Source organism: Companilactobacillus sp. FL22-1 (genome assembly GCF_043951805.1).
In the GTDB taxonomy this organism is placed as follows: Bacteria; Bacillota; Bacilli; order Lactobacillales; family Lactobacillaceae; genus Companilactobacillus.
Window position 1 is genome coordinate 1 of sequence record NZ_JBINJY010000013.1, and the last position, 24,684, is coordinate 24,684.

At 36.4% G+C, this 24,684-nt stretch carries 34 protein-coding genes and 3 pseudogenes; 21 read left to right on the top strand and 16 right to left on the bottom strand.

Annotation, left to right across the window (positions count from 1 at the left end):
• Nucleotides 1–224: 224 nt before the first annotated feature.
• The 5 genes and pseudogenes from dhaK to ACG72T_RS10895 form a co-directional block, all read left to right on the top strand.
• Complete coding sequence (gene dhaK, locus ACG72T_RS10875) at nt 225–1,223, top strand: dihydroxyacetone kinase subunit DhaK (RefSeq protein ID WP_395266226.1); 999 nt, start codon at nt 225–227, stop codon at nt 1,221–1,223.
• A 30-nt stretch (nt 1,224–1,253) separates the two neighbouring features.
• A complete protein-coding gene (dhaL, locus tag ACG72T_RS10880; RefSeq protein ID WP_395266227.1) occupies nt 1,254–1,838 on the top strand; it encodes a dihydroxyacetone kinase subunit DhaL in 585 nt (194 codons plus the stop codon).
• A gap of 1 nt (nt 1,839) precedes the next feature.
• Nucleotides 1,840–2,223 (top strand): dihydroxyacetone kinase phosphoryl donor subunit DhaM, encoded by a 384-nt coding sequence (gene dhaM / locus ACG72T_RS10885; RefSeq protein WP_395266228.1) that lies wholly within the window; start codon nt 1,840–1,842, stop codon nt 2,221–2,223.
• 5 nt (nt 2,224–2,228) lie between these two features.
• On the top strand, nt 2,229–2,945 hold the full coding sequence (locus ACG72T_RS10890; protein WP_395266229.1) for an MIP/aquaporin family protein: 717 nt from the start codon (nt 2,229–2,231) through the stop codon (nt 2,943–2,945).
• Nucleotides 2,946–3,461: 516 nt separating this feature from the next.
• Nucleotides 3,462–3,653 (top strand): annotated as a pseudogene (locus tag ACG72T_RS10895) (hypothetical protein); the annotation flags it as partial.
• Nucleotides 3,654–3,890: 237 nt separating this feature from the next.
• Here the strand turns inward: ACG72T_RS10895 and ACG72T_RS10900 are convergent.
• From ACG72T_RS10900 to ACG72T_RS10910, 3 genes and pseudogenes are all read right to left on the bottom strand, one after another.
• Nucleotides 3,891–4,749, bottom strand: a pseudogene (locus ACG72T_RS10900) (IS982 family transposase).
• Nucleotides 4,750–4,851: 102 nt separating this feature from the next.
• Nucleotides 4,852–5,436: a recombinase family protein gene (locus ACG72T_RS10905; RefSeq protein WP_395266230.1), complete on the bottom strand. Its 585-nt coding sequence runs from the start codon at nt 5,434–5,436 to the stop codon at nt 4,852–4,854.
• Between the two features lie 112 nt (nt 5,437–5,548).
• Nucleotides 5,549–6,202 (bottom strand): hypothetical protein, encoded by a 654-nt coding sequence (locus tag ACG72T_RS10910; RefSeq protein WP_226769511.1) that lies wholly within the window; start codon nt 6,200–6,202, stop codon nt 5,549–5,551.
• 116 nt (nt 6,203–6,318) lie between these two features.
• On the opposite strand from ACG72T_RS10910, the gene ACG72T_RS10915 reads away from it, so the two are divergent.
• The 4 genes from ACG72T_RS10915 (at nt 6,319) to ACG72T_RS10930 (ending at nt 9,567) form a co-directional block, all read left to right on the top strand.
• A complete protein-coding gene (locus ACG72T_RS10915; RefSeq protein WP_072557572.1) occupies nt 6,319–7,494 on the top strand; it encodes an IS256 family transposase in 1,176 nt (391 codons plus the stop codon).
• A 182-nt stretch (nt 7,495–7,676) separates the two neighbouring features.
• Nucleotides 7,677–8,888, top strand: a complete 1,212-nt coding sequence (locus tag ACG72T_RS10920; RefSeq protein WP_010492180.1) for an NAD(P)/FAD-dependent oxidoreductase — start codon at nt 7,677–7,679, stop codon at nt 8,886–8,888.
• A gap of 32 nt (nt 8,889–8,920) precedes the next feature.
• A complete protein-coding gene (locus ACG72T_RS10925; protein ID WP_010492182.1) occupies nt 8,921–9,292 on the top strand; it encodes a DUF488 domain-containing protein in 372 nt (123 codons plus the stop codon).
• Between the two features lie 128 nt (nt 9,293–9,420).
• Nucleotides 9,421–9,567 carry a hypothetical protein gene (locus ACG72T_RS10930; RefSeq protein ID WP_156521557.1) on the top strand — a complete coding sequence of 49 codons (147 nt, stop codon included), beginning with the start codon at nt 9,421–9,423 and terminating at the stop codon, nt 9,565–9,567.
• A 224-nt stretch (nt 9,568–9,791) separates the two neighbouring features.
• Here ACG72T_RS10930 and ACG72T_RS10935 read toward each other — a convergent pair whose 3' ends face one another.
• Nucleotides 9,792–10,553, bottom strand: coding sequence for an SDR family oxidoreductase (locus ACG72T_RS10935; RefSeq protein WP_024047499.1), 762 nt, complete (start codon nt 10,551–10,553; stop codon nt 9,792–9,794).
• An 8-nt stretch (nt 10,554–10,561) separates the two neighbouring features.
• Nucleotides 10,562–11,209 carry a GTP cyclohydrolase I FolE gene (gene folE / locus ACG72T_RS10940; protein WP_010492191.1) on the bottom strand — a complete coding sequence of 216 codons (648 nt, stop codon included), beginning with the start codon at nt 11,207–11,209 and terminating at the stop codon, nt 10,562–10,564.
• Between the two features lie 176 nt (nt 11,210–11,385).
• Between folE and ACG72T_RS10945 the strand changes: the two genes are divergently transcribed.
• From ACG72T_RS10945 to ACG72T_RS10960, 4 genes are all read left to right on the top strand, one after another.
• Nucleotides 11,386–11,649: a transposase gene (locus ACG72T_RS10945; protein WP_002823325.1), complete on the top strand. Its 264-nt coding sequence runs from the start codon at nt 11,386–11,388 to the stop codon at nt 11,647–11,649.
• A gap of 157 nt (nt 11,650–11,806) precedes the next feature.
• A protein-coding gene (locus ACG72T_RS10950) for an IS5 family transposase (protein ID WP_097558290.1) occupies nt 11,807–12,606 on the top strand; the annotation gives its coding sequence in 2 pieces (ribosomal slippage) (nt 11,807–12,077 and nt 12,077–12,606; 801 coding nt in all).
• 217 nt (nt 12,607–12,823) lie between these two features.
• Nucleotides 12,824–13,102, top strand: a complete 279-nt coding sequence (locus tag ACG72T_RS10955; protein WP_003625288.1) for a plasmid mobilization protein — start codon at nt 12,824–12,826, stop codon at nt 13,100–13,102.
• Entirely contained in the window at nt 13,092–13,394 is a 303-nt protein-coding gene (locus ACG72T_RS10960; RefSeq protein ID WP_005917927.1) for a type II toxin-antitoxin system YafQ family toxin, read from the top strand. The genes ACG72T_RS10955 and ACG72T_RS10960 overlap by 11 nt, the downstream gene beginning before the upstream one ends.
• Before the next feature lie 156 nt (nt 13,395–13,550).
• On the opposite strand, the gene ACG72T_RS10965 is transcribed toward ACG72T_RS10960, so the two are convergent.
• On the bottom strand, nt 13,551–13,865 hold the full coding sequence (locus ACG72T_RS10965; RefSeq protein WP_395266235.1) for a hypothetical protein: 315 nt from the start codon (nt 13,863–13,865) through the stop codon (nt 13,551–13,553).
• Between the two features lie 16 nt (nt 13,866–13,881).
• Here ACG72T_RS10965 and ACG72T_RS10970 point away from each other — a divergent pair, with 16 nt between their 5' ends.
• The gene (locus ACG72T_RS10970; protein WP_125765019.1) at nt 13,882–14,262 is read left to right on the top strand and encodes a DUF4430 domain-containing protein; all 381 of its coding nucleotides are present in this window, start codon (nt 13,882–13,884) and stop codon (nt 14,260–14,262) included.
• A 343-nt stretch (nt 14,263–14,605) separates the two neighbouring features.
• Here the strand turns inward: ACG72T_RS10970 and ACG72T_RS10975 are convergent, their stop codons facing one another.
• The 6 genes and pseudogenes from ACG72T_RS10975 to ACG72T_RS11000 form a co-directional block, all read right to left on the bottom strand.
• Nucleotides 14,606–14,944, bottom strand: coding sequence for a hypothetical protein (locus ACG72T_RS10975; RefSeq protein ID WP_288646975.1), 339 nt, complete (start codon nt 14,942–14,944; stop codon nt 14,606–14,608).
• Nucleotides 14,880–15,209, bottom strand: a complete 330-nt coding sequence (locus ACG72T_RS10980) for a DUF536 domain-containing protein (RefSeq protein ID WP_395266238.1) — start codon at nt 15,207–15,209, stop codon at nt 14,880–14,882. The genes ACG72T_RS10975 and ACG72T_RS10980 overlap by 65 nt, the downstream gene beginning before the upstream one ends.
• A gap of 446 nt (nt 15,210–15,655) precedes the next feature.
• A complete protein-coding gene (locus ACG72T_RS10985; RefSeq protein ID WP_395266239.1) occupies nt 15,656–16,585 on the bottom strand; it encodes a replication initiation protein in 930 nt (309 codons plus the stop codon).
• A gap of 708 nt (nt 16,586–17,293) precedes the next feature.
• Nucleotides 17,294–17,506, bottom strand: a complete 213-nt coding sequence (locus ACG72T_RS10990; RefSeq protein ID WP_395266241.1) for a hypothetical protein — start codon at nt 17,504–17,506, stop codon at nt 17,294–17,296.
• Nucleotides 17,506–17,598 (bottom strand): TRASH domain-containing protein, encoded by a 93-nt coding sequence (locus tag ACG72T_RS10995; protein WP_395266243.1) that lies wholly within the window; start codon nt 17,596–17,598, stop codon nt 17,506–17,508. The genes ACG72T_RS10990 and ACG72T_RS10995 overlap by 1 nt, the downstream gene beginning before the upstream one ends.
• A gap of 289 nt (nt 17,599–17,887) precedes the next feature.
• Nucleotides 17,888–18,547 (bottom strand): annotated as a pseudogene (locus tag ACG72T_RS11000) (replication initiation protein); the annotation flags it as partial.
• A 156-nt stretch (nt 18,548–18,703) separates the two neighbouring features.
• Here ACG72T_RS11000 and ACG72T_RS11005 point away from each other — a divergent pair.
• The 4 genes from ACG72T_RS11005 to ACG72T_RS11020 are packed head-to-tail and all read left to right on the top strand — an operon-like array spanning nt 18,704 to nt 21,390.
• Nucleotides 18,704–19,198 carry a MerR family transcriptional regulator gene (locus ACG72T_RS11005; protein ID WP_395266245.1) on the top strand — a complete coding sequence of 165 codons (495 nt, stop codon included), beginning with the start codon at nt 18,704–18,706 and terminating at the stop codon, nt 19,196–19,198.
• A 12-nt stretch (nt 19,199–19,210) separates the two neighbouring features.
• Nucleotides 19,211–20,254, top strand: coding sequence for an adenine-specific methyltransferase EcoRI family protein (locus tag ACG72T_RS11010; protein WP_395266247.1), 1,044 nt, complete (start codon nt 19,211–19,213; stop codon nt 20,252–20,254).
• Nucleotides 20,254–21,228 (top strand): DUF262 domain-containing protein, encoded by a 975-nt coding sequence (locus ACG72T_RS11015; RefSeq protein ID WP_395266249.1) that lies wholly within the window; start codon nt 20,254–20,256, stop codon nt 21,226–21,228. The genes ACG72T_RS11010 and ACG72T_RS11015 overlap by 1 nt, the downstream gene beginning before the upstream one ends.
• Before the next feature lie 12 nt (nt 21,229–21,240).
• A complete protein-coding gene (locus ACG72T_RS11020; RefSeq protein WP_395266251.1) occupies nt 21,241–21,390 on the top strand; it encodes an HNH endonuclease in 150 nt (49 codons plus the stop codon).
• A 95-nt stretch (nt 21,391–21,485) separates the two neighbouring features.
• Here the strand turns inward: ACG72T_RS11020 and ACG72T_RS11025 are convergent, their stop codons facing one another.
• Complete coding sequence (locus ACG72T_RS11025; protein WP_395266253.1) at nt 21,486–22,073, bottom strand: site-specific integrase; 588 nt, start codon at nt 22,071–22,073, stop codon at nt 21,486–21,488.
• Nucleotides 22,074–22,176: 103 nt separating this feature from the next.
• On the opposite strand from ACG72T_RS11025, the gene ACG72T_RS11030 reads away from it, so the two are divergent.
• Together ACG72T_RS11030 and ACG72T_RS11035 are read left to right on the top strand one after the other, a co-directional pair.
• On the top strand, nt 22,177–22,455 hold the full coding sequence (locus tag ACG72T_RS11030; protein WP_003625288.1) for a plasmid mobilization protein: 279 nt from the start codon (nt 22,177–22,179) through the stop codon (nt 22,453–22,455).
• Nucleotides 22,445–22,747, top strand: coding sequence for a type II toxin-antitoxin system YafQ family toxin (locus tag ACG72T_RS11035; RefSeq protein ID WP_005917927.1), 303 nt, complete (start codon nt 22,445–22,447; stop codon nt 22,745–22,747). Before ACG72T_RS11030 ends, ACG72T_RS11035 begins: the two co-directional genes overlap by 11 nt.
• Nucleotides 22,748–22,903: 156 nt before the next feature.
• On the opposite strand, the gene ACG72T_RS11040 is transcribed toward ACG72T_RS11035, so the two are convergent.
• Nucleotides 22,904–23,218 (bottom strand): hypothetical protein, encoded by a 315-nt coding sequence (locus ACG72T_RS11040; RefSeq protein ID WP_395266235.1) that lies wholly within the window; start codon nt 23,216–23,218, stop codon nt 22,904–22,906.
• A gap of 16 nt (nt 23,219–23,234) precedes the next feature.
• On the opposite strand from ACG72T_RS11040, the gene ACG72T_RS11045 reads away from it, so the two are divergent.
• On the top strand, nt 23,235–23,615 hold the full coding sequence (locus tag ACG72T_RS11045; RefSeq protein ID WP_125765019.1) for a DUF4430 domain-containing protein: 381 nt from the start codon (nt 23,235–23,237) through the stop codon (nt 23,613–23,615).
• A 343-nt stretch (nt 23,616–23,958) separates the two neighbouring features.
• Here ACG72T_RS11045 and ACG72T_RS11050 read toward each other — a convergent pair whose 3' ends face one another.
• Together ACG72T_RS11050 and ACG72T_RS11055 are read right to left on the bottom strand one after the other, a co-directional pair.
• Nucleotides 23,959–24,297, bottom strand: a complete 339-nt coding sequence (locus ACG72T_RS11050) for a hypothetical protein (protein ID WP_288646975.1) — start codon at nt 24,295–24,297, stop codon at nt 23,959–23,961.
• Nucleotides 24,233–24,562: a DUF536 domain-containing protein gene (locus tag ACG72T_RS11055; protein WP_395266238.1), complete on the bottom strand. Its 330-nt coding sequence runs from the start codon at nt 24,560–24,562 to the stop codon at nt 24,233–24,235. Before ACG72T_RS11055 ends, ACG72T_RS11050 begins: the two co-directional genes overlap by 65 nt.
• Nucleotides 24,563–24,684: the final 122 nt, after the last annotated feature.

Genomic DNA, 24,684 nt, shown 5'->3' on the forward strand with positions numbered 1-24,684 from the left:
ATTACTATGATATATAATTGTAATAAGTTATATATTGTAGTAAATGATTTATTACGTTTAGATATACAACGAAAAAATCCGAGATAATAAGAAGAATAATAAAATATACTTTCACGGTTTTGTACATTTTATTTAATGCTACTTCATTGAAAATGCTTACATGCAGTGCTAGAATAAAACTGATAAATGTTTAAATGTAAAGTTATTGAAGAGGGGCTTTAATAATGAAGAAAATTATTAACAATCCTAGTGATGTTGTAAGTGAAATGGTTGATGGATTAGTTAGATCATATCCTCAATACTTAACTCAAATTGATGGCACTGAGGCTGTTGTGAGAACAGATAAAGATTCAATGAAAGGCAAAGTAGGATTAGTTAGTGGTGGTGGTAGCGGTCACGAACCTGCACATGCTGGCTATGTTGGTAAAGGTATGTTATCTGCAGCTGTTTGTGGTCAAGTATTTACTTCTCCAACCCCAGATCAAATTTATGAAGCAATTAAAGCTGTAGATCAAGGTAAAGGTGTATTTTGTATCGTTAAGAACTATTCTGGCGATGTTATGAACTTTGACATGGCTAAAGATTTGGCTGAAGGCGATGGAATTAAGGTTAAATCAATTGTTATTGATGATGATATCGCTGTAGAAAACAGTTTGTATACTCAAGGTCGTCGTGGTGTTGCTGGAACTGTCTTTGTACACAAGATTTTAGGTGCTGCTGCTGACCAAGGCGCAAGCTTAGATGAAATTGAAGCTTTAGCTAAAGAAGTAGTTAACAACGTTAAGACTATTGGGGTAGCTCTTTCAGCAGCTACTAACCCAGAAGTTGGTAAGCCTGGCTTTGAATTGAAAGACGATGAAATTGAATACGGTGTAGGTATTCACTCTGAACCAGGTTATCGTCGTGAAAAGATTAAGCCTTCTAAGGACTTAGTTGAAGAGTTGATTGGTAAGCTAAATGACGAAATGCATCTAGATAAGAATAAGAAATATGCTGTTTTGGTAAACGGTATGGGTGCAACTCCATTAATGGAACAATATATATTTAGTCACGATTTGCTTAACAAATTAGATGAATTTGATATTAAGCCAGCATTTATGAGAGTTGGCAACTACTTGACCTCAATTGATATGGCTGGTTTATCACTTACTATTTTGGAAATTAAAGATAGTAAATGGTTAGATTACTTGAACTACCCAGTAAAGACAATTGCTTGGAACTAAATAGTAGGCTTGTAAGAAAGGATTGATTTTATGACATTAACTGTCGACACATTAACTGAATGGATGTCAAAATTTGCTGATCAAATTTCAACTAATAAGCAATATTTGTCAGATCTTGACAGTGCTATCGGTGACGGAGACCATGGTTTTAACATGGATCGTGGTATGAAAGCAGTTGAAGAAAAGTTGGCTACAAAACCTGCTGATGTTCCAACTGAATTTAGAACGATTGCTATGGCTTTAATTTCTACTGTTGGTGGTGCTTCAGGTCCGCTTTATGGTACAGCATTCTTGGAAATGTTCAAAAAGAGTAAGGACACTACTGATATGGGTGAACTCCTTGAAGCAGCATTAGCCGGTATTGAAAAGCGTGGTGGAGCACAACCTGGTGATAAGACTATGGTTGATGTTTGGAATGCTTTGGTTCCAGAAGTTAAGAATGGAACTTTGACTCAAGAAAAGATTGATGCGGCTGTTGAAGCAACGAAACCAATGATTGCTAAAAAGGGTCGTGCATCATACTTAGGTGAACGTTCTAAAGGTCATATTGACCCAGGCTCTCAATCAAGTGGTTACTTATTCAGCACAATGTTAGAAACGAAGGGACTATTGTAATATGAGTAAAAAATATGGAATCACTTTAGTTTCACATGTTCCAGAAGTTGCTGAAGGTGTTAAAAAGTTATTATCACAAGTAGCAAAAGATGTTGATATTACAACGGCTGGTGGTACCAATGATAATGGCATTGGTACTAGCATGGATAAGATAATGCAGGCTTTTGATGATAATTCAGCAGATGAGATTTTGGCTTTTTATGATTTAGGTAGTGCCAAGATGAATTTGGATATGGCCATTGAAATGACTGATAAAAAGATTCATTTATATAATACCGCCTTTATCGAAGGCGCCTATGCTGCTGCAACTTTAGCAGAAGTGGACGTTGATATTAATGAAATTGAAAAGCAACTAAAGCCTTTAATTATTAAAGGAGATAGGTGATTATTATGTCAGGCTTTTTAGGCGAATTTCTAGGCACTATGGTCCTAATAGTCTTAGGTGTAGGCTGTGGTGCTGCTATTAACTTGAAAGATTCATATGCTAGAGGATCTAATTGGTTATACGTATCTATTGCATGGGGTATGGCAGTAACTTTTGGTGTTTATGTTGCTGCTAGTTTTGGCTCCCAAGGTCACTTGAACCCAGCTGTAACTATTGGATTCGCTTGTTTTGGCTTTTTCCCTTGGAGTCAAGTATTGCCTTATTTGTTAGGACAATTCTTGGGCGCATTTGTTGGCGCTGCAATTGTTATTATTCAATATTACCCTCACTTTAAAGTTTCTAAGAATGCTGAAGATGGTAATACCGTTGGGATCTTTGCAACTGGTCCAGCTATTAAGAACAATGTATTTAACTTCTTAAGCGAATTGATTGCAACTTTTATCTTTGTATTCAGTTTGCTTAATTTAGGTAACTTCAGTGCAGGACTTAAGCCATTTATTGTAGGTTTATTAATTATGGTAGTTGGTCAAGCACTTGGTGGTACTACTGGATTTGCGTTAAACCCAGCCCGTGATTGGGGTCCACGTTTGGCATATACTATTTTGCCAGTACCTAACAAGGGAACAGCAAATTGGTCATATGCTTGGGTTCCAATGTTTGGACCTCTTGCAGGTGGTATTTTAGCCGGTGCAGTTCATGTGCTTTGCAAAGGATTAATTTAATAGTATTCATTGAATATAAAATCCAATATAAAAACCGTTCTGATAATTCAGAGCGGTTTTTGATTTATTAATAAAAAAATCAAAAAAATTTTTTGATCAATAGAATATATAAACTACCACAATTATATATTGTGGTAAATAAATAATATACCACAGTTAATTCATAAAACTAAAAAAAGAATATTGATATAACAAGCTTTTGAAGCGTAGTAAATTATATATTGTAGTAAATAAATACTTTACTACAATTAATTTAAATATTTAGAAAATAGTGATACTTTAGCACTATTTAGGAGGTTGTAATTTAGATAAAAATAGGCAATACTAGTTACAAATATATCTAAAACACAAAAATAAGAACATAAAAAATCGAATGGTATTGGCGTACCATTCGATCAAATCGTTACTGCCAAAGCAATCACGAAATAAAAAAGCTTGTTGATATTATGTTATCACTCTAATGATAAAAATCAAGCGTGTTGATTGTTGCAATTAGGCGGTATTTTATGCGGCTACATTGCCGTGACGGCTCTAACTTATGATCTGTTAACTTGGCAAGAAAGACAAAGTACCGATGATCGAACCTTAGGCGATTTATTCTATTTAATGAATGAGGCGCTGCCTGATTTAGCCTTTGAAGAAGCATTGGTCTACCTGCTTACAGCTTTCAAAGAAGTAAAGGCCGAAATCTCTGCCATAGTGGAATAAATATTAGACAACTTTATTAAGTTATTGCTGGTTTTCATTCAAAAGCAACTTCTGAGGACAACTTAAAAACTAATTTAAGAAACAAAAAGCCAGATCCGATAAGAGATCCGGCTAGTTTTAGTGCTTTCAAGTTTCAGTAAATAATTAAAAGAGGACGTTACTTATTGATAAAAGTGGAGTAACGTCCTTTCTTAATAAATGTAATAGATACTATAATATATATTAGTACGCGTGGTGCTAGTTAAATCGTTCTAGACAATATGCCATATTGTAGGCTAAAACTGCAACTTCAAGCCGTTCCTGAAAACCTGTTAGACTCCGAGCACGATTATTTTCAGCGTTGTAATAGCTAAGCAAGGAGAAATCGCTCTCGATTGTTCTTCTGATAGCCATTAGCTGATGATCATTGTGCTCTTTGGCGCCTTGCATGTTTTTGCGGTATGGTGTCCAAAGTTTATAGCCCGTTTGTTTTAACTTGAAAGCTAAATCTTTGCCGAGGTAGCCTTCATCACCTAAAAGATAATGGTTAACAGGATGGGCATTGGCCATCAGTTCTGTAGTTTCCTTGGCATCATGCACTGATGCTTTAGTTACTGCATAATCAAGCAAGTAGCCGTCATCACTTACAATGGCATGAACCTTAAAGCCATAATAGTAGACTTTTTTCGTTGCTTTGTAGCCAATATCAGCCATATCGTGAAAGATTCTAACGCGATAATTGCGAACAGGCTGACAGACCGGAACAGGAAAACTATCAATAATCAATATTTTGCCTGACAGATCTACTTCTTGGTTCAGAACATGACGAAGCAAGTAAATCAGCGGTAAAAGCTGACGAGATCTGCGATTAAATCTTGAATGGGATAATCCTACAGAGAATTTACAGAATCTTCTTTGAGATTCGATTCCTAATTCTGCTTGCCAGATAAGCATAGCCAGTATAGAACTTATCAGATATCTTGGTCTGATCAGTATTTCTACGATGCTTCAAAGAATCCGGTGCATACAGCTTGTACCAGGAACGACAAATCATATTCAAACGACTAAAACTAACTTGTAAATGGTGAGAAAAATGCTTAAGCTTGAGGTAGTTCAATCGAGTCAGACTCTTTTCTATTATTACTATTTACAAGTCGAGTCTAACAAGATTGGACTTTTTATTTAACTAAAATGATTTAACTAGCACTACGCGTAAGCCTCATCTTTTTATATTAAACTTTTTGCGATATCTGATAAAGGTTGTCCGTTTAATTCCTGTATTACGGGCAACATCGACATCACTCATGCCTGCCTGGTAAAGCTTAAAAGCATGTTGCAAGCGGGGATCGTCTTGGGTGTATTGGGGTTTGCGCCCATGATATTTACCTTGCTGTTTGGCAAGCGCAATGCCTTGTTGCTGGCGCTCAATGATCCGCTTACGTTCACTTTCCGCCTGGTACTTATACAATTCAATGATGAGGTTAGTCATAAGTTGACGCAAATTAGGGTCAGTAATTCCAGTCATGGACGGCAAATTTAACACATCTAGGGTGGCACCCTTGTTTTGAATGTTGTTCATGATCCTAGTTAAGTCCTGGTTGTTTCGACCCAAGCGATCTAATTCAGTGACCAGGACAATATCACCTTCACGGATATAGGCCAGCATTTTTTGCAGTTCTGGACGATTAGTGTTAGCCCCACTTAATTTATCCGTAAATAATTTATCAACGTCTTTTAAAGCCGCTAACTGTCGATCTAAATGTTGCTCCTTGGAACTCACGCGAGCATAACCGATTTTAGCCATTTCCAGTTCTCCTTTTGGACAGTTCTAATGGACATTTATAATTCCTAGTATAGCACAGAAATAAAAAAGACCATTAGGGTATACCCTAGTGGCTATTTTCGGTTTAGTACTATTAATTCAGCTTTTCTATATTCAATGACCTTAGTTCCTCTTTTTTGAAGTATTGTGTCGCAAAGCAAAAAGAAGGTTGTATGCCTAAGTTTGTACCAGCTTCATTACCATAATTTGATTTTTTGTATGGAAACACAATGCCCAATCTGAATTCGTTTTGTATTGAGTACTTCATTGACTTCGTTCCTAGCATGCCTCGGCCAACTTGCTCCACAGACTTTTTATCTTCAAAATAGTCTTTTTCAAGTTTGTCCATTCTATTTACGTAATCCGTGATATACCAAACTTTTCGAGCAAATATTGTTGTTTCTTTTAGGATACCTTCTCGCTTACCTGCTTGGCACTCCTTAATTACATTCAATAAGTGAATCATATTTTGATAAGGAATAAAAATAAAGTCACGATTCTTGCCTAATTTTTCTTCGCATTTTATTAATGAGCATGATATTTCTTCCTTTACAAAACCGTTTTTGTCAAAGGAGTTTATATCTAGTTCTGTAAAACTAGTTATAAAAGCTGGCATGTCTAACGCTAGCTTTTCAAGTTTTCCCTCAAATTTATCATCAATTAAGTTATCAGCAGCTTCTTCACTATTTTTTGTAAAAGTATCAATATTTGATAACCATATAGATTTGAGATTAAAAAAGTTTTTCATATACTTTCTGTCTACAAGAGAGTGTAAAATATTTTGTGTAAATGAGTATTGAAAAAAGGAAGACCTTCCCCGTATGATTATAAGCGTCTAAACCAAATCAACGGAGGTCTTCCCCTATGAATCAGTTTAACAAAGAATTGGCAAATGTACTACTATCTCATGGTGATTTAAAAGAAGTTTTTAGAAAACAACTGCAGGATACATTAAATACGTTACTTCAAGCCGAGTTAACTTCTGTTCTAGGCTACGATCCTTATGATCGTCAAGGTTTCAACTCTGGTAACTCTCGAAATGGCCAATATTTTCGTCAAATTGATTCAGGGTATGGAAAGCTGAGTATCTGTGTCCCACGTGATCGCAAGGGCGAGTTTAAGGCTAACTTAATCCCACCTTATTCTCGAAGAGTAGATGCACTGGAAACGACGATTATACAGTTATACGAAAAAGGAATTACAACTCGAGAAATAGCTGACTTAATCGAAAAGATGTATGGAACTCATTATTCACCCACTACGATTTCCAACATTACAGCCATTGTTGAGGATCAAGTGACTGCTTATCATCAGCGGCGGTTTAGTTCGACAGACTACGTCTGTCTTTTCCTTGATGCAACTTATGTGCCCTTACGTCGTGATACGGTTCAAAAAGAGTCGGTTTATGTCGCTTTAGGTATTAAAGCAGATGGTCATAAAGAAATTTTAGATTACTGTATTGCACCAACGGAAAATTCAGAAGTTTGGTCCGAATTACTAACTGGTTTAGTCAGTCGTGGTATTAAACACGTCCAGTTAGTCATCGCAGATGGCTTAGTTGGCTTGGATTCAGCGCTTAACCACAATTATCCTCAAGCTAAATTTCAACGCTGTCTGATCCATATGTCACGGAATATCATGCAGAAAGTTCGCGTAAACGACCGTGCAGAGGTCGTTAATGAGTTCAAAGAACTCCACAGAGCAAAAACACGTGATGAAGCCCAGCTAATTTTAAATCGTTTTATCGATCATTGGGAGTCAAAGTATCCTCGAATGGTTAGAAATTTAGCCAGTACGTCTAATTTACTAACCTTCTTAGAATTTCCTCCGAGTATTCGCAGAACAATTTACTCAACGAACATTATTGAATCATTCAATAAAAAGCTGAAGCGCAAGACAAAAGTCAAAGAACAATTTCCAAATGAATCAGCACTTGACCGTTTCCTTGCGACAATTATCTTAGAGTACAACGAGAAATACTTCGGCAGAGCTCATAATGGCTTTAAGCAGTGCCAAGATACTTTAGAATCAATGTTTTAAGCTAGACAAAATGATACGAAGAAGTCTTCTTGTTATTTACACAAACTTCTTGACGCTCTCGTCCTTTTTGGATGGTGTTTTTATTTGGTCAATCGGCTAGACTAACAAGCCGATATTTTGCGTGGTTATTCTTTTTGCATTAGACTTAAGTTATAATTCGAATTCAGATTAGGAGGATCCCTATGAAGTTTGATATTGTAGTTGTCGGTGGTTCAACGGCCGGATTTTATTTGGTGAAGGCATTACGGACTAAAGGTTTTTCAGGTAGTATTTGTTTAATTGATCGCGAAGACGCACTGCCTTATAATCGTTATAAATTATCTAAAAATTGGCTGACAGGCAAGAAGTTAGATGCACCTATTTTTAAACCGGAATCGTTCTTTGCTGAAAATGAGATTAAGTTACAATTAAATACCGAAGTTGTGGCGGTTCATGATGAGAAGAAGAAAGTTGTCACAGCAGATCATCAAGAAATTACTTATGGTCAACTTGTTCTAGCTATGGGTGCAGAGTCACGTCATTTGCACTTGCCTAATGATGACGCTGAAGGAATTTTTTACTTAAGAAGTTATCACGATGCGATCAAGATTAAGCAGTGGAGCGAGCAAGTTAAAGATGTGGTCTTAATTGGCGCTGGGTTTATTAGTTTAGAATTGGCTAGCTCCTTTAGAAAGTTAGGCCTTAATGTCACAGTTGTTGAACATGGTCAACATCCATTGGGACGTGTAGTTGGTCCACAGGCTTCAGAATATTTCGTTAAGATGCATCAAGAACAGGGCGTCAAATTTGTTTTAGGTAGTGGTGTTGAATCGTTTACGCATGACCAACAGCATCAAGTCACTGGGGTGGTAACTGATACGGGTGCAACAATTCCTGCACAAATGGTTGTTGTTGGTGTTGGTGCAGTTCCTAACACGTCAATTAAAGCAGATCATTTGGAATTAGGGCAGAATATTGTCGTTAATGAATATGGCGAAACAGCACTGAAAGATGTTTACGCTGTTGGCGATGCTACTATTTGGCCGTTCCAGGGTGAAGAGATTCATGTGGAACATTGGGAAAATGCGCAAAGTCACGGTAAAAATGTTGCCGCTAATCTGATCCAGCCACAAAGTCAGCCTTATGATGTCTTACCATATTTTTGGACAGATCAGTATGATCAAACCTTTGAATATTTAGGTCATACGACTAAGTGGGATCAAACTTTTATCCGCGGTAATCTTGATTCTGGTAAGTTTACAATTGCTTATGTTGATGAAAATCAAGTACCATTGGCTATTTTGTTTGCTAATGGTAATGACGAGCGTGCTGACGTTACCGAATTAATGTCACGCCGTCAACCATTAGATTCAGAACGGTTTGCCGATACTAATCAGCCATTATCCACGTTATAAAATGTGATTTTTAAAAGGAGGTTCAAGTTGTTATGCCACAAATTAAATTAATTCGCGCTTATGATCAAGCAGCAGTTAAACGGGCATCTGGTTATAAAATTTTAGTGGATCGCTTGTGGCCTCGGGGGCTCGCTAAAGCTGATTTACCTTATCAATGGTGGCTTAAAGAATTAGCGCCAAGTTCTGAGTTAAGGAAATGGTTTAATCATCAAGAAGAGCGCTATCCTGAATTCAAGCAACGCTATCTTGCTGAAATTGCCGCCAATCCATTAAGTGCAGCGGTGCTTGATTTTATTAGTCTCTGTTTACAAAGTGAAGATGTAATTTTAATTTATGGTGCCAAAAACGAGCAACACAATCAAGCTGTGGTTTTAAAAGCATGGTTAGAACAAAAATTGGAATAAGTTATACCTGATAAAAAGCTTGGATCACTTGATTCAGGCTTTTTTATTTAGCATTAATTGACTTGTTTAGTTAAGAGCATAAAATATAAGTAAAGTCATTAATCAGCGTCAAACGGTTAGCAGAACCAATGCTGGTGCAAGTGTTTCGCAATGCGATTGCACATGATTTGACACTGGAAGTGAATGCTAAAAGTATTGTTTTGCGTCATAATTTAGGCTATATGAATATGCGATTGAGTTATGGCAGTCACTTGGTGGCACTAAATTCACTTTAGGTTCTGATGCACATGAAGTGGCGCATTTCGAATTGGGCTTCCCAGAACTGAAAGACATGTTAAGACACCATGGTGTTCAATAACTGGTTATATTTGCTGGCGGCGTCGGTCAAAGTGTGGCTATTTAAAATTTATCAAGAATAGAAATAGCCTTCCGAAAATATTGAGTGATTTTCGGAAGGCTAATTTTATACCATATTTAGTTGTTACTAGTAGTTTAAATTTTAGTCATGACGATGAATAATATTTTCGCCGCCAGCTAAGTTAATGATGTTGCCGGTTAAATAGTCTGAATCTTCTGCACATAAAAAGGCAATAACGCGAGCAACATCTTCACCAGCAGCTTTTCGTTTAGTCTGATTAGGTGCAAGTTTCTGGGCTTGTTCAATGTCAGCTTCTTTAAGATCAGCTTTAATATCACCGGGGCAGACCATATTTGCAGTAATTTGATAGTCTTTTTCTTCAAGCGCTAAAGTTCTAATCGCCGCGGCCACACCAGTTTTAGCGGCGGCATAAGCACCACGATATTGCCAACCCGAGACTTGGTCAATTTGGTCAAAGCCTAGCGCAATAATGCGGCCCCAATTTTGTTTTTCCATCATAGGTACCGTTGCCTTAACTAAATAGAAAAAACTATCAAGGTTAGCACTCATCATGTCATGCCACTGGGCTGGGGTATGGTCGACGAGTTTTAATTTATCGTGAATAAAGGGACCAGCGTTAAGAATTAAAATATCTAAGTGACCAAAATCAAGTTTAATTTGTTCAATCATTCGTACCACGTCAGCTTGTTGGCTTACATCGCCTTGGTAAAGGCGAGCATTGACTTGATAGCATTGTGCCAAATCTTGTTGTAATTGTAACGCAGCTGTTTGACTGTGTCGGTAATTTAAGGCTAATTGATAGCCTGCTTGAGCAAGTTTATGGGCCATTTGCACGCCCAGTCCCGTAGTACTCCCTGTAATAAAAGCGACTCTTTTACTCATTAGTGACCTCACTTAATAGCAGTCATAAATTCTGACCGCAATTGGCTATCTTTAATGTAAGCACCACGACTAGCCAGCGTGAAAGTTTGCGCTTGTTCTTTTTTAGCGCCGCGACTTGAAACACATAAATGCTTCGCTTCAATAGCTACCATAACCCCTTTAGGCTGCAAGACGGTATCAATTGCATCGGCAATTTGATTCGTTAAGCGCTCTTGAACTTGGAAACGCCGCGCGTAACCTTCAACGACCCGTGCAATTTTGGAAAGTCCGGTGACTTTTTGATCAGGAAGATATGCAACGTGAGCTACGCCAAAGAAGGGTGCAAAATGATGTTCGCACATCGAATAAAATTCGATATCTTTTACAATAATAGGATCATTTTGTTGAATATCAAAGACTTTTTCTAGATGGGCAGTAGGATCTTCGCGGTAACCACTGGTGTATTCAAGAAAGGCTTTTACCACACGAAAGGGCGTTTTATCTAAATCGGGATTATTGTCGTCTTGACCACAGAGAGCCATTAAAGTTTGCAGTGCTTGTTCGATTTGTTGAACATCAGTTAACTTTTGCTGTAATAGTTCTGAGTTATTTGCAGTTTCGGGAAAATAGCTGGCAAGTAATTCAGCTTCATTGTAATGATCATTGTTTGTTGTCATGATATGAATCTCCTAACTCAATAATAACTTAAGTCTACTTCAAGTTCATGATTTTGAACAACGATTTGTTTTCAACTTTGCATCAAAAAAGACGAGTCTGCTCCTATACTGAAATTTGGTACCAAATTCATTAGATTTTGTGTCATAATGATAAAAATCAGAATAGGAGTTTTTTTATGAAATATTATTCAGATGAATTTAAAAACAACATCGTTAAGCTTTATCACAATGAAAATCGTTCAAAGAAATCCTTAGCCAATGAATATGGGGTTCATCCAACCACCATCAGTCATTGGATCAAGCGGGCCAAATTAGTTGAACTACCTGACGGTGGCGTAACGAGTGTTGAAGCCTTCAAGCAACTACAGAAAGAAAACCAGCAGTTAAAAGAAGAAAATGAAATTTTAAAAGCAGCGGCGGTGTTACTGGGAAGGCATTAGGCAAAGTTAAAGCCATAGACTTTATCAACGAACAATTATGTAAACACCGCCTCTGGATAATCTTGAAAGCCTTAGGGCTTTCTAAGAACGTGTTTGGATACTTTGACATTCGATTTGATTTTAGTTAAATTAGATCAAAAACAGGGGTTTTTAATCCATGAAAAGCTTTGCACACCATTATAGTAGCGACATCTCTCGTGAACAATTTGAACTAATCCGGACAGATCTAGAAGGCATACGTAAGCGGACTAAGCCAAGAAAGGTTGATTTATATGATATCTTTTGTGCCCTGCTTTATACCTTGAAAAATGGGTGCGTTTGGCGCGATTTACCCAGCGATTTTCCTAAATGGGAAACCGTCTATTATTACTGGTTACTTTGGACTAAAACGCCATCTCCTGCTGGTATCACTCCTCTGGATAAGGTTTTAAAAAAATTGTCAGCCAACATCGGTTGGCTCAGAAGCGTTCAGTTTATACATCGTTCGTCATTCTAGATGCTCAAAGTGTCAAGAATACCGATCCTGCTGAAAGTAGTGGCTACGATGGTGGTAAAAAGGTGAGTGGGATTAAGCGCCATCTTGCTGTAGATATCAATGGGCTGCCGATGGCAGTCCATGTGACAACCGCCAATGTTTCTGAGCGTGATGGCGCCAATGCGCTACTGGCGTTAAACAAATCACAGTTTGACCTGGTTCAACGAGTAATGGCCGATGGTGGTTATACTGGTAACAACTTTGCTCAATCAGTTCAGGCAATGATTAACGCTGAAGTCATTATTGCTAAACAGAGTGACCTTAGGCACGGTCAAGTGACCCCGCAACGCTGGGTTATCGAACGCAGTTTTAGCTGGCTAGGAAAATATCGGCGCCTCTGGCGCAATTGTGAGCGAAAGCTGAACACCAGTAAGATGATGATTAGCTTAGCCTTCCTGCGAATACTCTTGAAAAGATTCTAAACACGTTCTAAAAGTACGTATTATCATTGGAAACACTATCAGATAAGTCGTCATGATAAACAAGATACGATTTTAAAAAGCCAGATCTTTGATGGGTAAGACAACTTGTTGCATAAGCTGTTAGTTCCTTTACTTTAAAATTAATTTAGTTGCAGAAAACTTAAAAATCGAATATTATAATGTAGTACGATGGTAAACTTAAAGGAGGCGGATTAGTATGAGTAATACTATTATTAAAAACAAGACAATTTCAACTCGTGTAACACCTGACATTAGTGAACGGGCTAAAGCTAATCTAGCAAAACAAGGGCTAACCGTTTCTGAGTATATACGCTTATCGTTAGTTAAAGCGGCCAATAATGAAGTTCGATTAGTCAGCTTTTTAGATTCTCCGGAAGCCTTAGCCGCTAAAAAAGAAGCAGAAACAGGGCAGGTCAAAAACATTGGTTCATTGACTGACTTTGAAGATTGGATCGATAAGTTAGATGCAAATTAAACAGACCAAATCTTTTGAACGTGAATTAAAAAAACTAGTCAAAAAACATTTCCCAATAACTGTCTTGAAGCCTTGTTTAGAAGCAATTGTTGAACAAGATGTACTTGTTTTGAAACAGATTAAAGATCATGCATTAAAAGGAAATTGGCGTGGATATCGTGAATTTCACCCTGCCAGATATGGAAACTATGGTAAAAATTATGACAACTGGATTGTTATTTATCAGCTAGATCATGATGAATTGATTTTGTTATTGGTTGCAACTGGCTCCCATGAAATCTTGAATCAATAGCTATAGTTTAGGGGCACTTATAAAAGAATAAATTAAAATAGCCCCCAATATCTATAATGTAGATATTGGGGGCTATTCTTTCAATGTTTTTGAGGGGTTATTTGATAGTTATAGACCCTATATATTCATAGCCCCTTTCTGTTTGGTGTTAAAGTATTAGTCATCGATGTCATGCACTATCTTGTTTAGCTCCGTTTTGATGGAACTGGGAATATTTTCTAAATTGAAATGATTATATATTTCTTTATCCTTAAGCATCCTTTTTTGTGCCTTATTTAATTTACACTCATTGTTACCCACTAACCATTCATCCTTTGTACGTATAAAGGGGTTCTGCGCACTTTCCTTTAACGCGTTTTGAACATCTTCATAAGGTAAATAAAATTCAATTGTAGATTTATTTAATTGAATGGTTTTTAAATTATTATTTTCGTCTGCCTTTTCTTTGTTATAATGAAAATCGTTGTACAAATCGAGGAGGAAAATAATGAAAAAGATTACAGCATTTTTATTGTCATTATTAATGTTACTAGGGGTATTCGCTCCAGCAACTGCAACAACCGTTCAAGCTAAGGCTTCCGAGAATATCAAAGCTACTTACACTTTGAAGAAGAACAAAAAGAAGATTGCCAAGAAAACTATCACATTGAAAAAGAATGCCACTGTTACTGATGGTCTTAAAAAAGGCTGGAAAGTTAACGACAAAGGCGGCTTTATCACAGCTATCGACGGTCACAAACAAAATAACAAGAAGAAAATTTACTGGACATTCACTGTTAATGGCAAACAAGTTAACGTTTCAGCTGACAAAAAGAAATTACACAACAAAGACAAAGTTGTTTTCAAATTATCAAAATATAACGGTTAATGATTAAATTAAAATATGAGATGAGGATAAATTCAATATCCTTATCTCATATTTTTTTGCATAAATAAGTAATTCTACAATCTACCTTTTTATTTAATTTTTAAGGATCAATACAACCACTTTTTTCACAAATCGGATAACCTAAATCCCAGATTAATATCATTTTTAACAAATCGATTAATTTAGTCGCTGTTAACGAAACGGCTATTATTGTATGAACAGCGAATGCCCATATAAAATCTGTTCTCGCCCTTCTGAACCTCTATTAATGCCACTATCCATAATAAGCATGCCTGTATAGAGCTCTTAATAATAAAGTCCAAACCACCAATAATCATAATTGTCAAAAAAATATTTTCACTCCATCTATTCTTAGGTTATCAAAGTAATCTTGATATTGTTTCTCATTTTTTCTAGGATATTTTTCAAGATCATTATTTTCCATAGTATTTTTCAACCCATATATCCACCATGAAGAATTAAATAATGCTGAAAATTCAACAGTAGGTTTGGGCTCGTGACTCAATTGGTTAAAATCATTTTGATATAAACGCCTTTTGTTTACAAATCCAAATATTTTTTCCTCTACAGATCCAGAGCCTTGCTGCCACTGATTGTCACCAAAAATGCCACCAACTATTATCGGTGTTGTTCTTAAATGTTTTCTTTTGTCTATTACCATATTCAGCAACTTTATTTTCATTTTGATTGTCGTTTTTATCCTTGATGTGACTGGTATTAGAACTATTCGTCAAGGTATCGTCCTTGTCGTTTAATTGTTGCTGATGAGTAGCACTAGAAGATTCAAACAAGCCACTCAGTTTCTGAACGTGTTCTTTTAATCGATGGTTCTCTGCAACCGTTGCTATCTGTAATTTTTGCTGCTGATCTAAGGCTTGTTGTAAATTTGCAATTTGTTGATCTTTAACATCAAGTTGCTTCAGCAAGATCTGATCAATATTTTTGTCCTTGCCGTTTTCAGCTTGTCTATTTCTAGATGGTTTTTAACTTTGTAAGTGTGTTTGCTTCGAAAGCCATTAATGCTATTAATACGTTGATTAATAGCTTGTTTTGACAATTTAAATTCTTCTGAAAGTTGCCGAATAGTCTTGCCCAATAGTTTCACCGCCTAATTAATCCGCCTTAAATTATAAGTTAAAAACGACAAGAAAACCAATCGACAACCAAAACTTAAACTTGGTTGTCGATTGGTTTTCTTTAGGTATCAATCTTCAAGCTAAACTATAATCGATTTGGTTCTGGTTGTTGCCACCAATGAATGTTGCTTTAACAACAAATATCCCGAATTAACAACAACTAAAGTTTGCATCTAGTTTTTTCCCTAATGGCTTGTTTTGATACACCAAACTCATCAGCAAGTTCTCTAATAGTTTTAGGCATGATTTCCAAACTCCTTTCGGAGTTCAGCAAGTGCTTCTTTTCTTGCTTGATCTCTTATTTTTTTATCATGTTCGGCTTGTTTGACAGCCAATGCTTGCTTTTCAGTAGAGCCTAAAGTTAACCCCTTAACTTTATCAATGGCACTCCATTTTTCCTGTTCTGTTAATTCGCCATTATGCTGAATATTAAAGAGTTTTTGACGTTCATCTTGAAATTGACCTTGTGAGAAGTCGTTAGCGTCTTTCTTTTCGGGTTTCCAGGTAAACGAATAGCCAATAACAGGCTTTCCTCGCCCTTTACCGTATTTCTTTCGGACAGTTAGCCCACAAAATAGGGGGGTAAGTTCTTCTTTGATTGGTTTTATCACTTTTTTGTTAATGTCGCCTTGCCGATAAGTTTTTGGAATATCAAGTAACTCATCAAAATCTGCTTTGGAAAAGTAAGCGTACCCAGTAGTTCTAAATTGTTTTAGTAACCGAAACATTGTTTTTGCGTAACTACTTTTTAAATCTCTAAACTCTGCCAACGCATAACGAACCCAACTTTCTAAATCGTTTAGTAAGTGTAAGGCTTTAGGATAAACTCGGATATCAACGTAAGGTATTTCAGCTTCGCCTTTAATTTCAAATTCGGTAAACATAACAAAAAATTCTCGATTTAAGCCACTTTTACTTCGTCTACCAAAATGTAATCCCATCATTTTTTCATAAGTTCTCTGAATGTCATCTTCAAAACGGTTATTTGCAGTAGGTTTATAAGCACTTAACTCTTTTAATTGATCAAAAGTAAAACGAACGGTCTGATCTCCCTTATCACGCATACGAGAAATAATCGAAAAAAATAAATTCATTTCAACTGGAGTAAATTTTCGAAGTGGAATGGTATTTAACTCTGGATCATATTTAACTAGTTCGTTGCTCAAAAAACCACCTCCTAAATTAGAGGCTACCATATCAAGGCCGGAGCCTCAAGACGGGACCCCCATAAACAGACAATTGGACCCCCATAAACAGACAATTGGACCCCTATAAACAGACAATTGGACCCCCATAAACAGACAATTGGACCCCCAAACATTTGTGAAACGCTTGGGAGAGTAAAGTGGAACATGCCCTTAAAAGAGGTTTAAAAGAGGTTTATAAAAGAGGTTTAAAAGAGGCACTACTGTACGAGGGCAAAATCTAAAACAAAAACACAAAGGAGTGAGCCAAAAAACAGGCTCACATTAAACTCCAGTCGCTATGCTCCTTGCGCCTCACTTTGTTCGTTGCCTAAAAGGTGTGGCAAGCCACATTCATTCGGGCGCTGACGCCCCGAACCCCGTCCAAGCTGAGCCAGCTTGACCGCTTTTTCACTCGCCGTTAGGCAGGAAAGCAAAGTTTTATAGAAACTTTGGCTTTCGCCAATTCAGTGTTAAGACTGGTTAAGAGCTGTCAATTCCTTATGCTCCCACGCTTTGCTCGTCCGCTACCATTGACAGCAAACAGTTAGTTTTTCTGAATCTTAACAAGACTTTAACTGCTATATTCGTTTTTAAGGGCCTTATTTCTCGTTTCTAGCGGTTTTAAGAATGTTTATATACATTTATACCAAAGGAAAAATAAAAAGCCCTCAGCAGGCTATTAGAGGGCTAAATAACGAAGCCAGGACGATTAATAATATCTTCTTGTCTTTTTTGCAAAATATAAGTGTATAAGGAATCATACAAATTCCTTTTGATCTCGTCAGGTTCATTGACAGAAGCTTCAAACAATTCTTGAATATCAACTTGCCAAGGATCAGCAAGCATTTCATCAATTGGTGTTAATACTTTCTTTTCGTCCATCTTGATTACTCCTAACATCAAAATAATGATTTCAGTTTAGATACACAGTTCTTACAGTTAGTTATTAAAATTTTGTTGCTAAGTTTATAAAGAATCTCTGTAAAAGACAATTAAAAAATTCGAATTGGAAATAGCGGAATCTGTAATAGTTTTTAAGTATTTAAAGCATAGCAAATTTAGTTGATTTGGACGCATATATTGAATTAAAAATGTATTCAATTCAATAACGGAAAACCTGATTTAATAGCTATCAGCAGACCGAGTGAAATGAGGTCAATGTGCACTTACACATAGAATTTATTCTATGTTGTGCTAGACCCATTAAAAACCTGCATCAGAAGTCGCCGTTGGTGACAACAAATAAAAAAAGAGGAAAACCAATTAGTTTTCCTCTTGGATCTATAAATGTCTATTAAGCCTTTGCAATAAGTCTTGCCGTATTTTAGTTTCACTTAATTCTCGTTTTTCCTGCATATTTACTTGTTCTGAGGTCCCTAGGGGAACATCTTTAACTTTATCTATTGCTCTCCACTTTTCTCGTTCTGATAGCTCGGAATTATGCTCAATATTAAAGAGTTTAGTTTGTAATCGTTGTTTGCTGCTTATGTGAATATTTTCAGCATCTTTTGGCTCAGCTTTCCAAGTAAAAGTAAAGCCAATAACAGGCTTGCCACGACTTTTACCGTATTTTTTACGGATAGTTAATGCACGGAATAAGGGTGTTAACTCTTCTCTAAGGGGACTAAGGACGCGTTGCTCTAGAGTACCTTGATTATAGCTCTTGGTTATATCCAATAATTCATTGAAATCAGCAACAGTGAAATAAGCATATCCCGTTGTACGGTATTGTTTAAGCAAGCGGAACCTTGTTTTCGAATAGCTACTCTTTAACCCTCGGAACTCTGCTAGAGCATAACGTACCCATCGTTCAAGGTTATTTAGTAATGGGAGAGCATCCTTATAGATTTCTACCTCAACATATGGACAATCAGCATCACCGTTTATTTTAAACTTGGTAAACATGACGAATCTCTCTACGCTTAACCCCGTTTTACTTCTGGGATAGTAGGGCTAAGGACCTCACTAAAAGAGGTTATAAAAGAGGCTGTTCAACCATCTGCTAATTCATCTAATGCGCAATCTGATAAATCTAAAGATCATGGTGACGATTTAACCCTCTAATGTAGTAGAATTAACGCGAGAGGTCAGAAAGGCATGGGACAAAGTAAAAGGAAAGACTACACAATATCAGACATAGCAAGGATTTCTGATGTTACTGTGGCGTCTGTTAGCAAGTATATTAAAAGAAATGAGTTAAAACCGGTAAGGCTGGGGAAAAACAACTCTAAATACTTTGATAGCAGTGTTTTAGACGAAATCAGGTCTTACTACCAACGTAAGAGCGAAAAACAGCAAGAAGCTAGTTCTGAACACCGTCCGGCCACTAAAGATGATGTGATTGATGAGCTTCGGGCTCGTGTTCGCGACCTGCAGACTACCAATGAGCTGCTACGTAATGAGTTAAAGGTTAAAAATGACCAGATTGCAGATGCCATTCGGCTAGCCGATCAGGCCCAACAGTTGGACTTAACTACTCATAATCAACAAGTCTTGCCAGAACCAGAAGTTAAGACACCGGAAGTAAAAGATAAGTCGGAACATGATGATGAAAAGAAAACCAAAAAGTTTAAACTTTGGCCGTTTAGATGAGGAGTGATAGCTATGGCAACTAATGAACGATTGAACAAAGCTGCAAAGGCAAAAAAAGATGAATTTTATACCTCTTATGATGATATTCAATCAGAAATTAATAATTTTGAAGATGGATTTGCTGGCAAAACTGTTTTATGTAATTGCGATGATCCGTTTGAAAGTAATTTTTCAAAGTTCTTTCTTCGCAACTTTAACTATTTGAAGTTAAAACGGCTTATATGTACTTCATATGCTGGAAGTCCAGTAGTTGGAACACAAATGTCATTGTTCGACGATTACAATGAACCAGTTGAAAGCGATCGTGGTTATGTGTTGGATATATCGAGTGTTCCTATGGCAAATGGTCGTGGAGTTAGTGATGACGATATTAATACGCTTTTACATGAACGTGGAATAGTCAAACGACTAAAGGGCGATGGTGATTATCGTTCTGATGAATGCTTGAATTATTTGAAGCAAGCAGATGTGGTAGTAACAAATCCGCCATTCTCAAAATTTAGAGAATTTGTGAAAACGCTGTTTGAATATAATAAGCAATTTTTGATTATTGGCAATCAGAATGCAATTACTTATAAAGAAATTTTTCCATTGATTAAGGATAATAAAATGTGGCTTGGGAAGCCATTTAAAGGTAACGTTGGATTCTTTAAGAGCCTATATGAAGATGTGGCCACTGCTTCACAGCATAAAGAAGGACTAATCAGAGTATCTGGTGTTATGTGGTATACAAATCTTGATTATGCTCGTCGGCATGAACCAATGATTTTGTATAAAAAGTATAATCCTGATGAGTATCCTAAATATGATAATTATGATGCTATTAATATAAGCAAAACTGCTGAAATTCCGTTGGATTATGATGGTGTTATGGGAATTCCAATAACAGGTATGCTTAAATATACTCCTGAACAGTTTGAAATTATTGGTTGCACTGAAAGCGAAGGAAATGGATTATCGAATGGGCTTTGGAATTCTAAATCAGGCGTCAAACAAGCGACAATTAATGGTAAACGTATTTACAAGCGTATTTTTATTAAGAAGGTGGAGAAGTAATGGAGATTGAACTAAAACAGGTGCCCGTTAAAAATGTTTTTGATGGGTATAAAGATATGGATGAAGCTGGTGTTGTCGGATATCAAGGACAACTAAACATACGTCCTCCGTATCAAAGAAATTTTGTTTATGATCTGCCAGAAGAAAAAGCTGTTATTAATACGGCTTTGCGTGGCTTCCCATTAAATGTTATGTATTGGGTAATTGATGATGATGAACATTATGAAGTGCTCGATGGCCAACAACGTACATTGTCAATTATGCGATTCTTGGACCATAAGTTTCCAATTGAATGGGACGGTCAAACTATGTATGTAGATGCTTTACCAAATGATCTATATGATCGTTTGATGAATTATCAATTGATGGTTTACTGGTGCAAAGGTACGGATTCCGAAAAGCTATCATGGTTTAAAACGGTAAATATTGCTGGAAAGAAATTGACAAGTCAAGAGCTGCGTAATATTGCATACGTTGGGCCGTGGCTATCAGATGCCAAGAGACATTTTAGTAAGCGAGGCTGTGTTGCTGCAAAAGTGAGTGACCACTATGTAAAGGGTGATCCTAATCGGCAAGAATTGTTGGAGAAGGCGTTGCTTTGGATTGCTGATGCTAAAGATACTACTATTGAGGAATATATGGATGAACACAAGTCAGATGACGATGCAAATGAATTGTGGCAGTATTGGCAGAAAATCATGGACTGGATTCGAATGACTTTCCCTCAAGTCTACAAAGAAATGAATGGCCTTGATTGGGGAACTCTGTATAACAAATACCATTCTAATGACTACAATTCATCTAAGATTGATGCGGATATTCAAAAGCTGATTGATGATGATGAAATCAAGAAAAAGAAAGGCATTTGGCAATACAAGCTAGCCGTTAATGCCAATGAAGCAGGAGCCACAAAGTATCTTAATTTACGTGGTTTTCCAAAAGACATGATGCGAAAGAAATACAAGGAGCAATAAGGCCACTGCCCAATGTGTCTTGAAGAAGGCAATGATAAAGTGTACCAATTATCTGAAATGGAAGGTGACCACATTACACCTTGGTCTGAAGGCGGTCGTACTGAAGAAGATAATTTACAGATGCTTTGTAAGCGACACAATCGAATGAAAAGCAACCATTAGTGCGCACTTATACTCCGCTAAAAATTAGTGGAGGTTTTGTGCTTAAAATCTGTCTCAGAAGTTGCCTTCGGCAACAACTAAAAATCCAAATAAAACTAACCAAAATCAATTTGATCTAACATAGTTTCGGTACTGGCTTGGTCTAAGCCTAAATAAGCTAAAGTCATGGCTTCACTTGAATGATTTAATAAGTGCATGACTAAGCCAATATTGTAATTGGATTGCGTATAAACGCGATAAGCCCCAGTTTTGCGCATAGTGTGGGTACCAAGGTAATTAATTCCTAATAGATCGCCAACCTTACTCATAATTTTGTAGAACTGTTTTTCAGTAATATGGCGTTCTGGGTGTTGAATTGAAGGAAAGAGCCATTCAGAATCCAGCTTATGATCGAGCAGCCATTGACGATACAATAAAAGCTCTGTTTGAACTGGTTTAAGGTACAAGGTATTCGGTTTACCAGTTTTTCGGTCATGAATAAACGCATTTTGTTTAATAGAACCGTCCGGATTAAAAATATCGTCCTGTTTTAAGCCCATAACGTCACTCACTCGCAGTAGCGTCGCTTTACCAACTTGAAAAATCGTATAGTTACGTCGGCCAGCTTTAAAGTTATTGAGTAACGTATCTTGAACCTCTTTAAGAACGTTTGAATCTTTGATGGGTAAGACAACTTGTCGCATAAGCTGTTAGTTCCTTTACTTTAAAATTAATTTAGTTGCAGAAAACCTAAAAATCGAATATTATAATGTAGTACGATGGTAAACTTAAAGGAGGCGGATTAGAATGAGTAATACTATTATTAAAAACAAGACAATTTCAACTCGTGTAACACCTGACATTAGTGAACGGGCTAAAGCTAATCTAGCAAAACAAGGGCTAACCGTTTCTGAGTATATACGCTTATCGTTAGTTAAAGCGGCCAATAATGAAGTTCGATTAGTCAGCTTTTTAGATTCTCCGGAAGCCTTAGCCGCTAAAAAAGAAGCAGAAACAGGGCAGGTCAAAAACATTGGTTCATTGACTGACTTTGAAGATTGGATCGATAAGTTAGATGCAAATTAAACAGACCAAATCTTTTGAACGTGAATTAAAAAAACTAGTCAAAAAACATTTCCCAATAACTGTCTTGAAGCCTTGTTTAGAAGCAATTGTTGAACAAGATGTACTTGTTTTGAAACAGATTAAAGATCATGCATTAAAAGGAAATTGGCGTGGATATCGTGAATTTCACCCTGCCAGATATGGAAACTATGGTAAAAATTATGACAACTGGATTGTTATTTATCAGCTAGATCATGATGAATTGATTTTGTTATTGGTTGCAACTGGCTCCCATGAAATCTTGAATCAATAGCTATAGTTTAGGGGCACTTATAAAAGAATAAATTAAAATAGCCCCCAATATCTATAATGTAGATATTGGGGGCTATTCTTTCAATGTTTTTGAGGGGTTATTTGATAGTTATAGACCCTATATATTCATAGCCCCTTTCTGTTTGGTGTTAAAGTATTAGTCATCGATGTCATGCACTATCTTGTTTAGCTCCGTTTTGATGGAACTGGGAATATTTTCTAAATTGAAATGATTATATATTTCTTTATCCTTAAGCATCCTTTTTTGTGCCTTATTTAATTTACACTCATTGTTACCCACTAACCATTCATCCTTTGTACGTATAAAGGGGTTCTGCGCACTTTCCTTTAACGCGTTTTGAACATCTTCATAAGGTAAATAAAATTCAATTGTAGATTTATTTAATTGAATGGTTTTTAAATTATTATTTTCGTCTGCCTTTTCTTTGTTATAATGAAAATCGTTGTACAAATCGAGGAGGAAAATAATGAAAAAGATTACAGCATTTTTATTGTCATTATTAATGTTACTAGGGGTATTCGCTCCAGCAACTGCAACAACCGTTCAAGCTAAGGCTTCCGAGAATATCAAAGCTACTTACACTTTGAAGAAGAACAAAAAGAAGATTGCCAAGAAAACTATCACATTGAAAAAGAATGCCACTGTTACTGATGGTCTTAAAAAAGGCTGGAAAGTTAACGACAAAGGCGGCTTTATCACAGCTATCGACGGTCACAAACAAAATAACAAGAAGAAAATTTACTGGACATTCACTGTTAATGGCAAACAAGTTAACGTTTCAGCTGACAAAAAGAAATTACACAACAAAGACAAAGTTGTTTTCAAATTATCAAAATATAACGGTTAATGATTAAATTAAAATATGAGATGAGGATAAATTCAATATCCTTATCTCATATTTTTTTGCATAAATAAGTAATTCTACAATCTACCTTTTTATTTAATTTTTAAGGATCAATACAACCACTTTTTTCACAAATCGGATAACCTAAATCCCAGATTAATATCATTTTTAACAAATCGATTAATTTAGTCGCTGTTAACGAAACGGCTATTATTGTATGAACAGCGAATGCCCATATAAAATCTGTTCTCGCCCTTCTGAACCTCTATTAATGCCACTATCCATAATAAGCATGCCTGTATAGAGCTCTTAATAATAAAGTCCAAACCACCAATAATCATAATTGTCAAAAAAATATTTTCACTCCATCTATTCTTAGGTTATCAAAGTAATCTTGATATTGTTTCTCATTTTTTCTAGGATATTTTTCAAGATCATTATTTTCCATAGTATTTTTCAACCCATATATCCACCATGAAGAATTAAATAATGCTGAAAATTCAACAGTAGGTTTGGGCTCGTGACTCAATTGGTTAAAATCATTTTGATATAAACGCCTTTTGTTTACAAATCCAAATATTTTTTCCTCTACAGATCCAGAGCCTTGCTGCCACTGATTGTCACCAAAAATGCCACCAACTATTATCGGTGTTGTTCTTAAATGTTTTCTTTTGTCTATTACCATATTCAGCAACTTTATTTTCATTTTGATTGTCGTTTTTATCCTTGATGTGACTGGTATTAGAACTATTCGTCAAGGTATCGTCCTTGTCGTTTAATTGTTGCTGATGAGTAGCACTAGAAGATTCAAACAAGCCACTCAGTTTCTGAACGTGTTCTTTTAATCGATGGTTCTCTGCAACCGTTGCTATCTGTAATTTTTGCTGCTGATCTAAGGCTTGTTGTAAATTTGCAATTTGTTGATCTTTAACATCAAGTTGCTTCAGCAAGATCTGATCAATATTTTTGTCCTTGCCGTTTTCAGCTTGTCTATTTCTAGATGGTTTTTAACTTTGTAAGTGTGTTTGCTTCGAAAGCCATTAATGCTATTAATACGTTGATTAATAGCTTG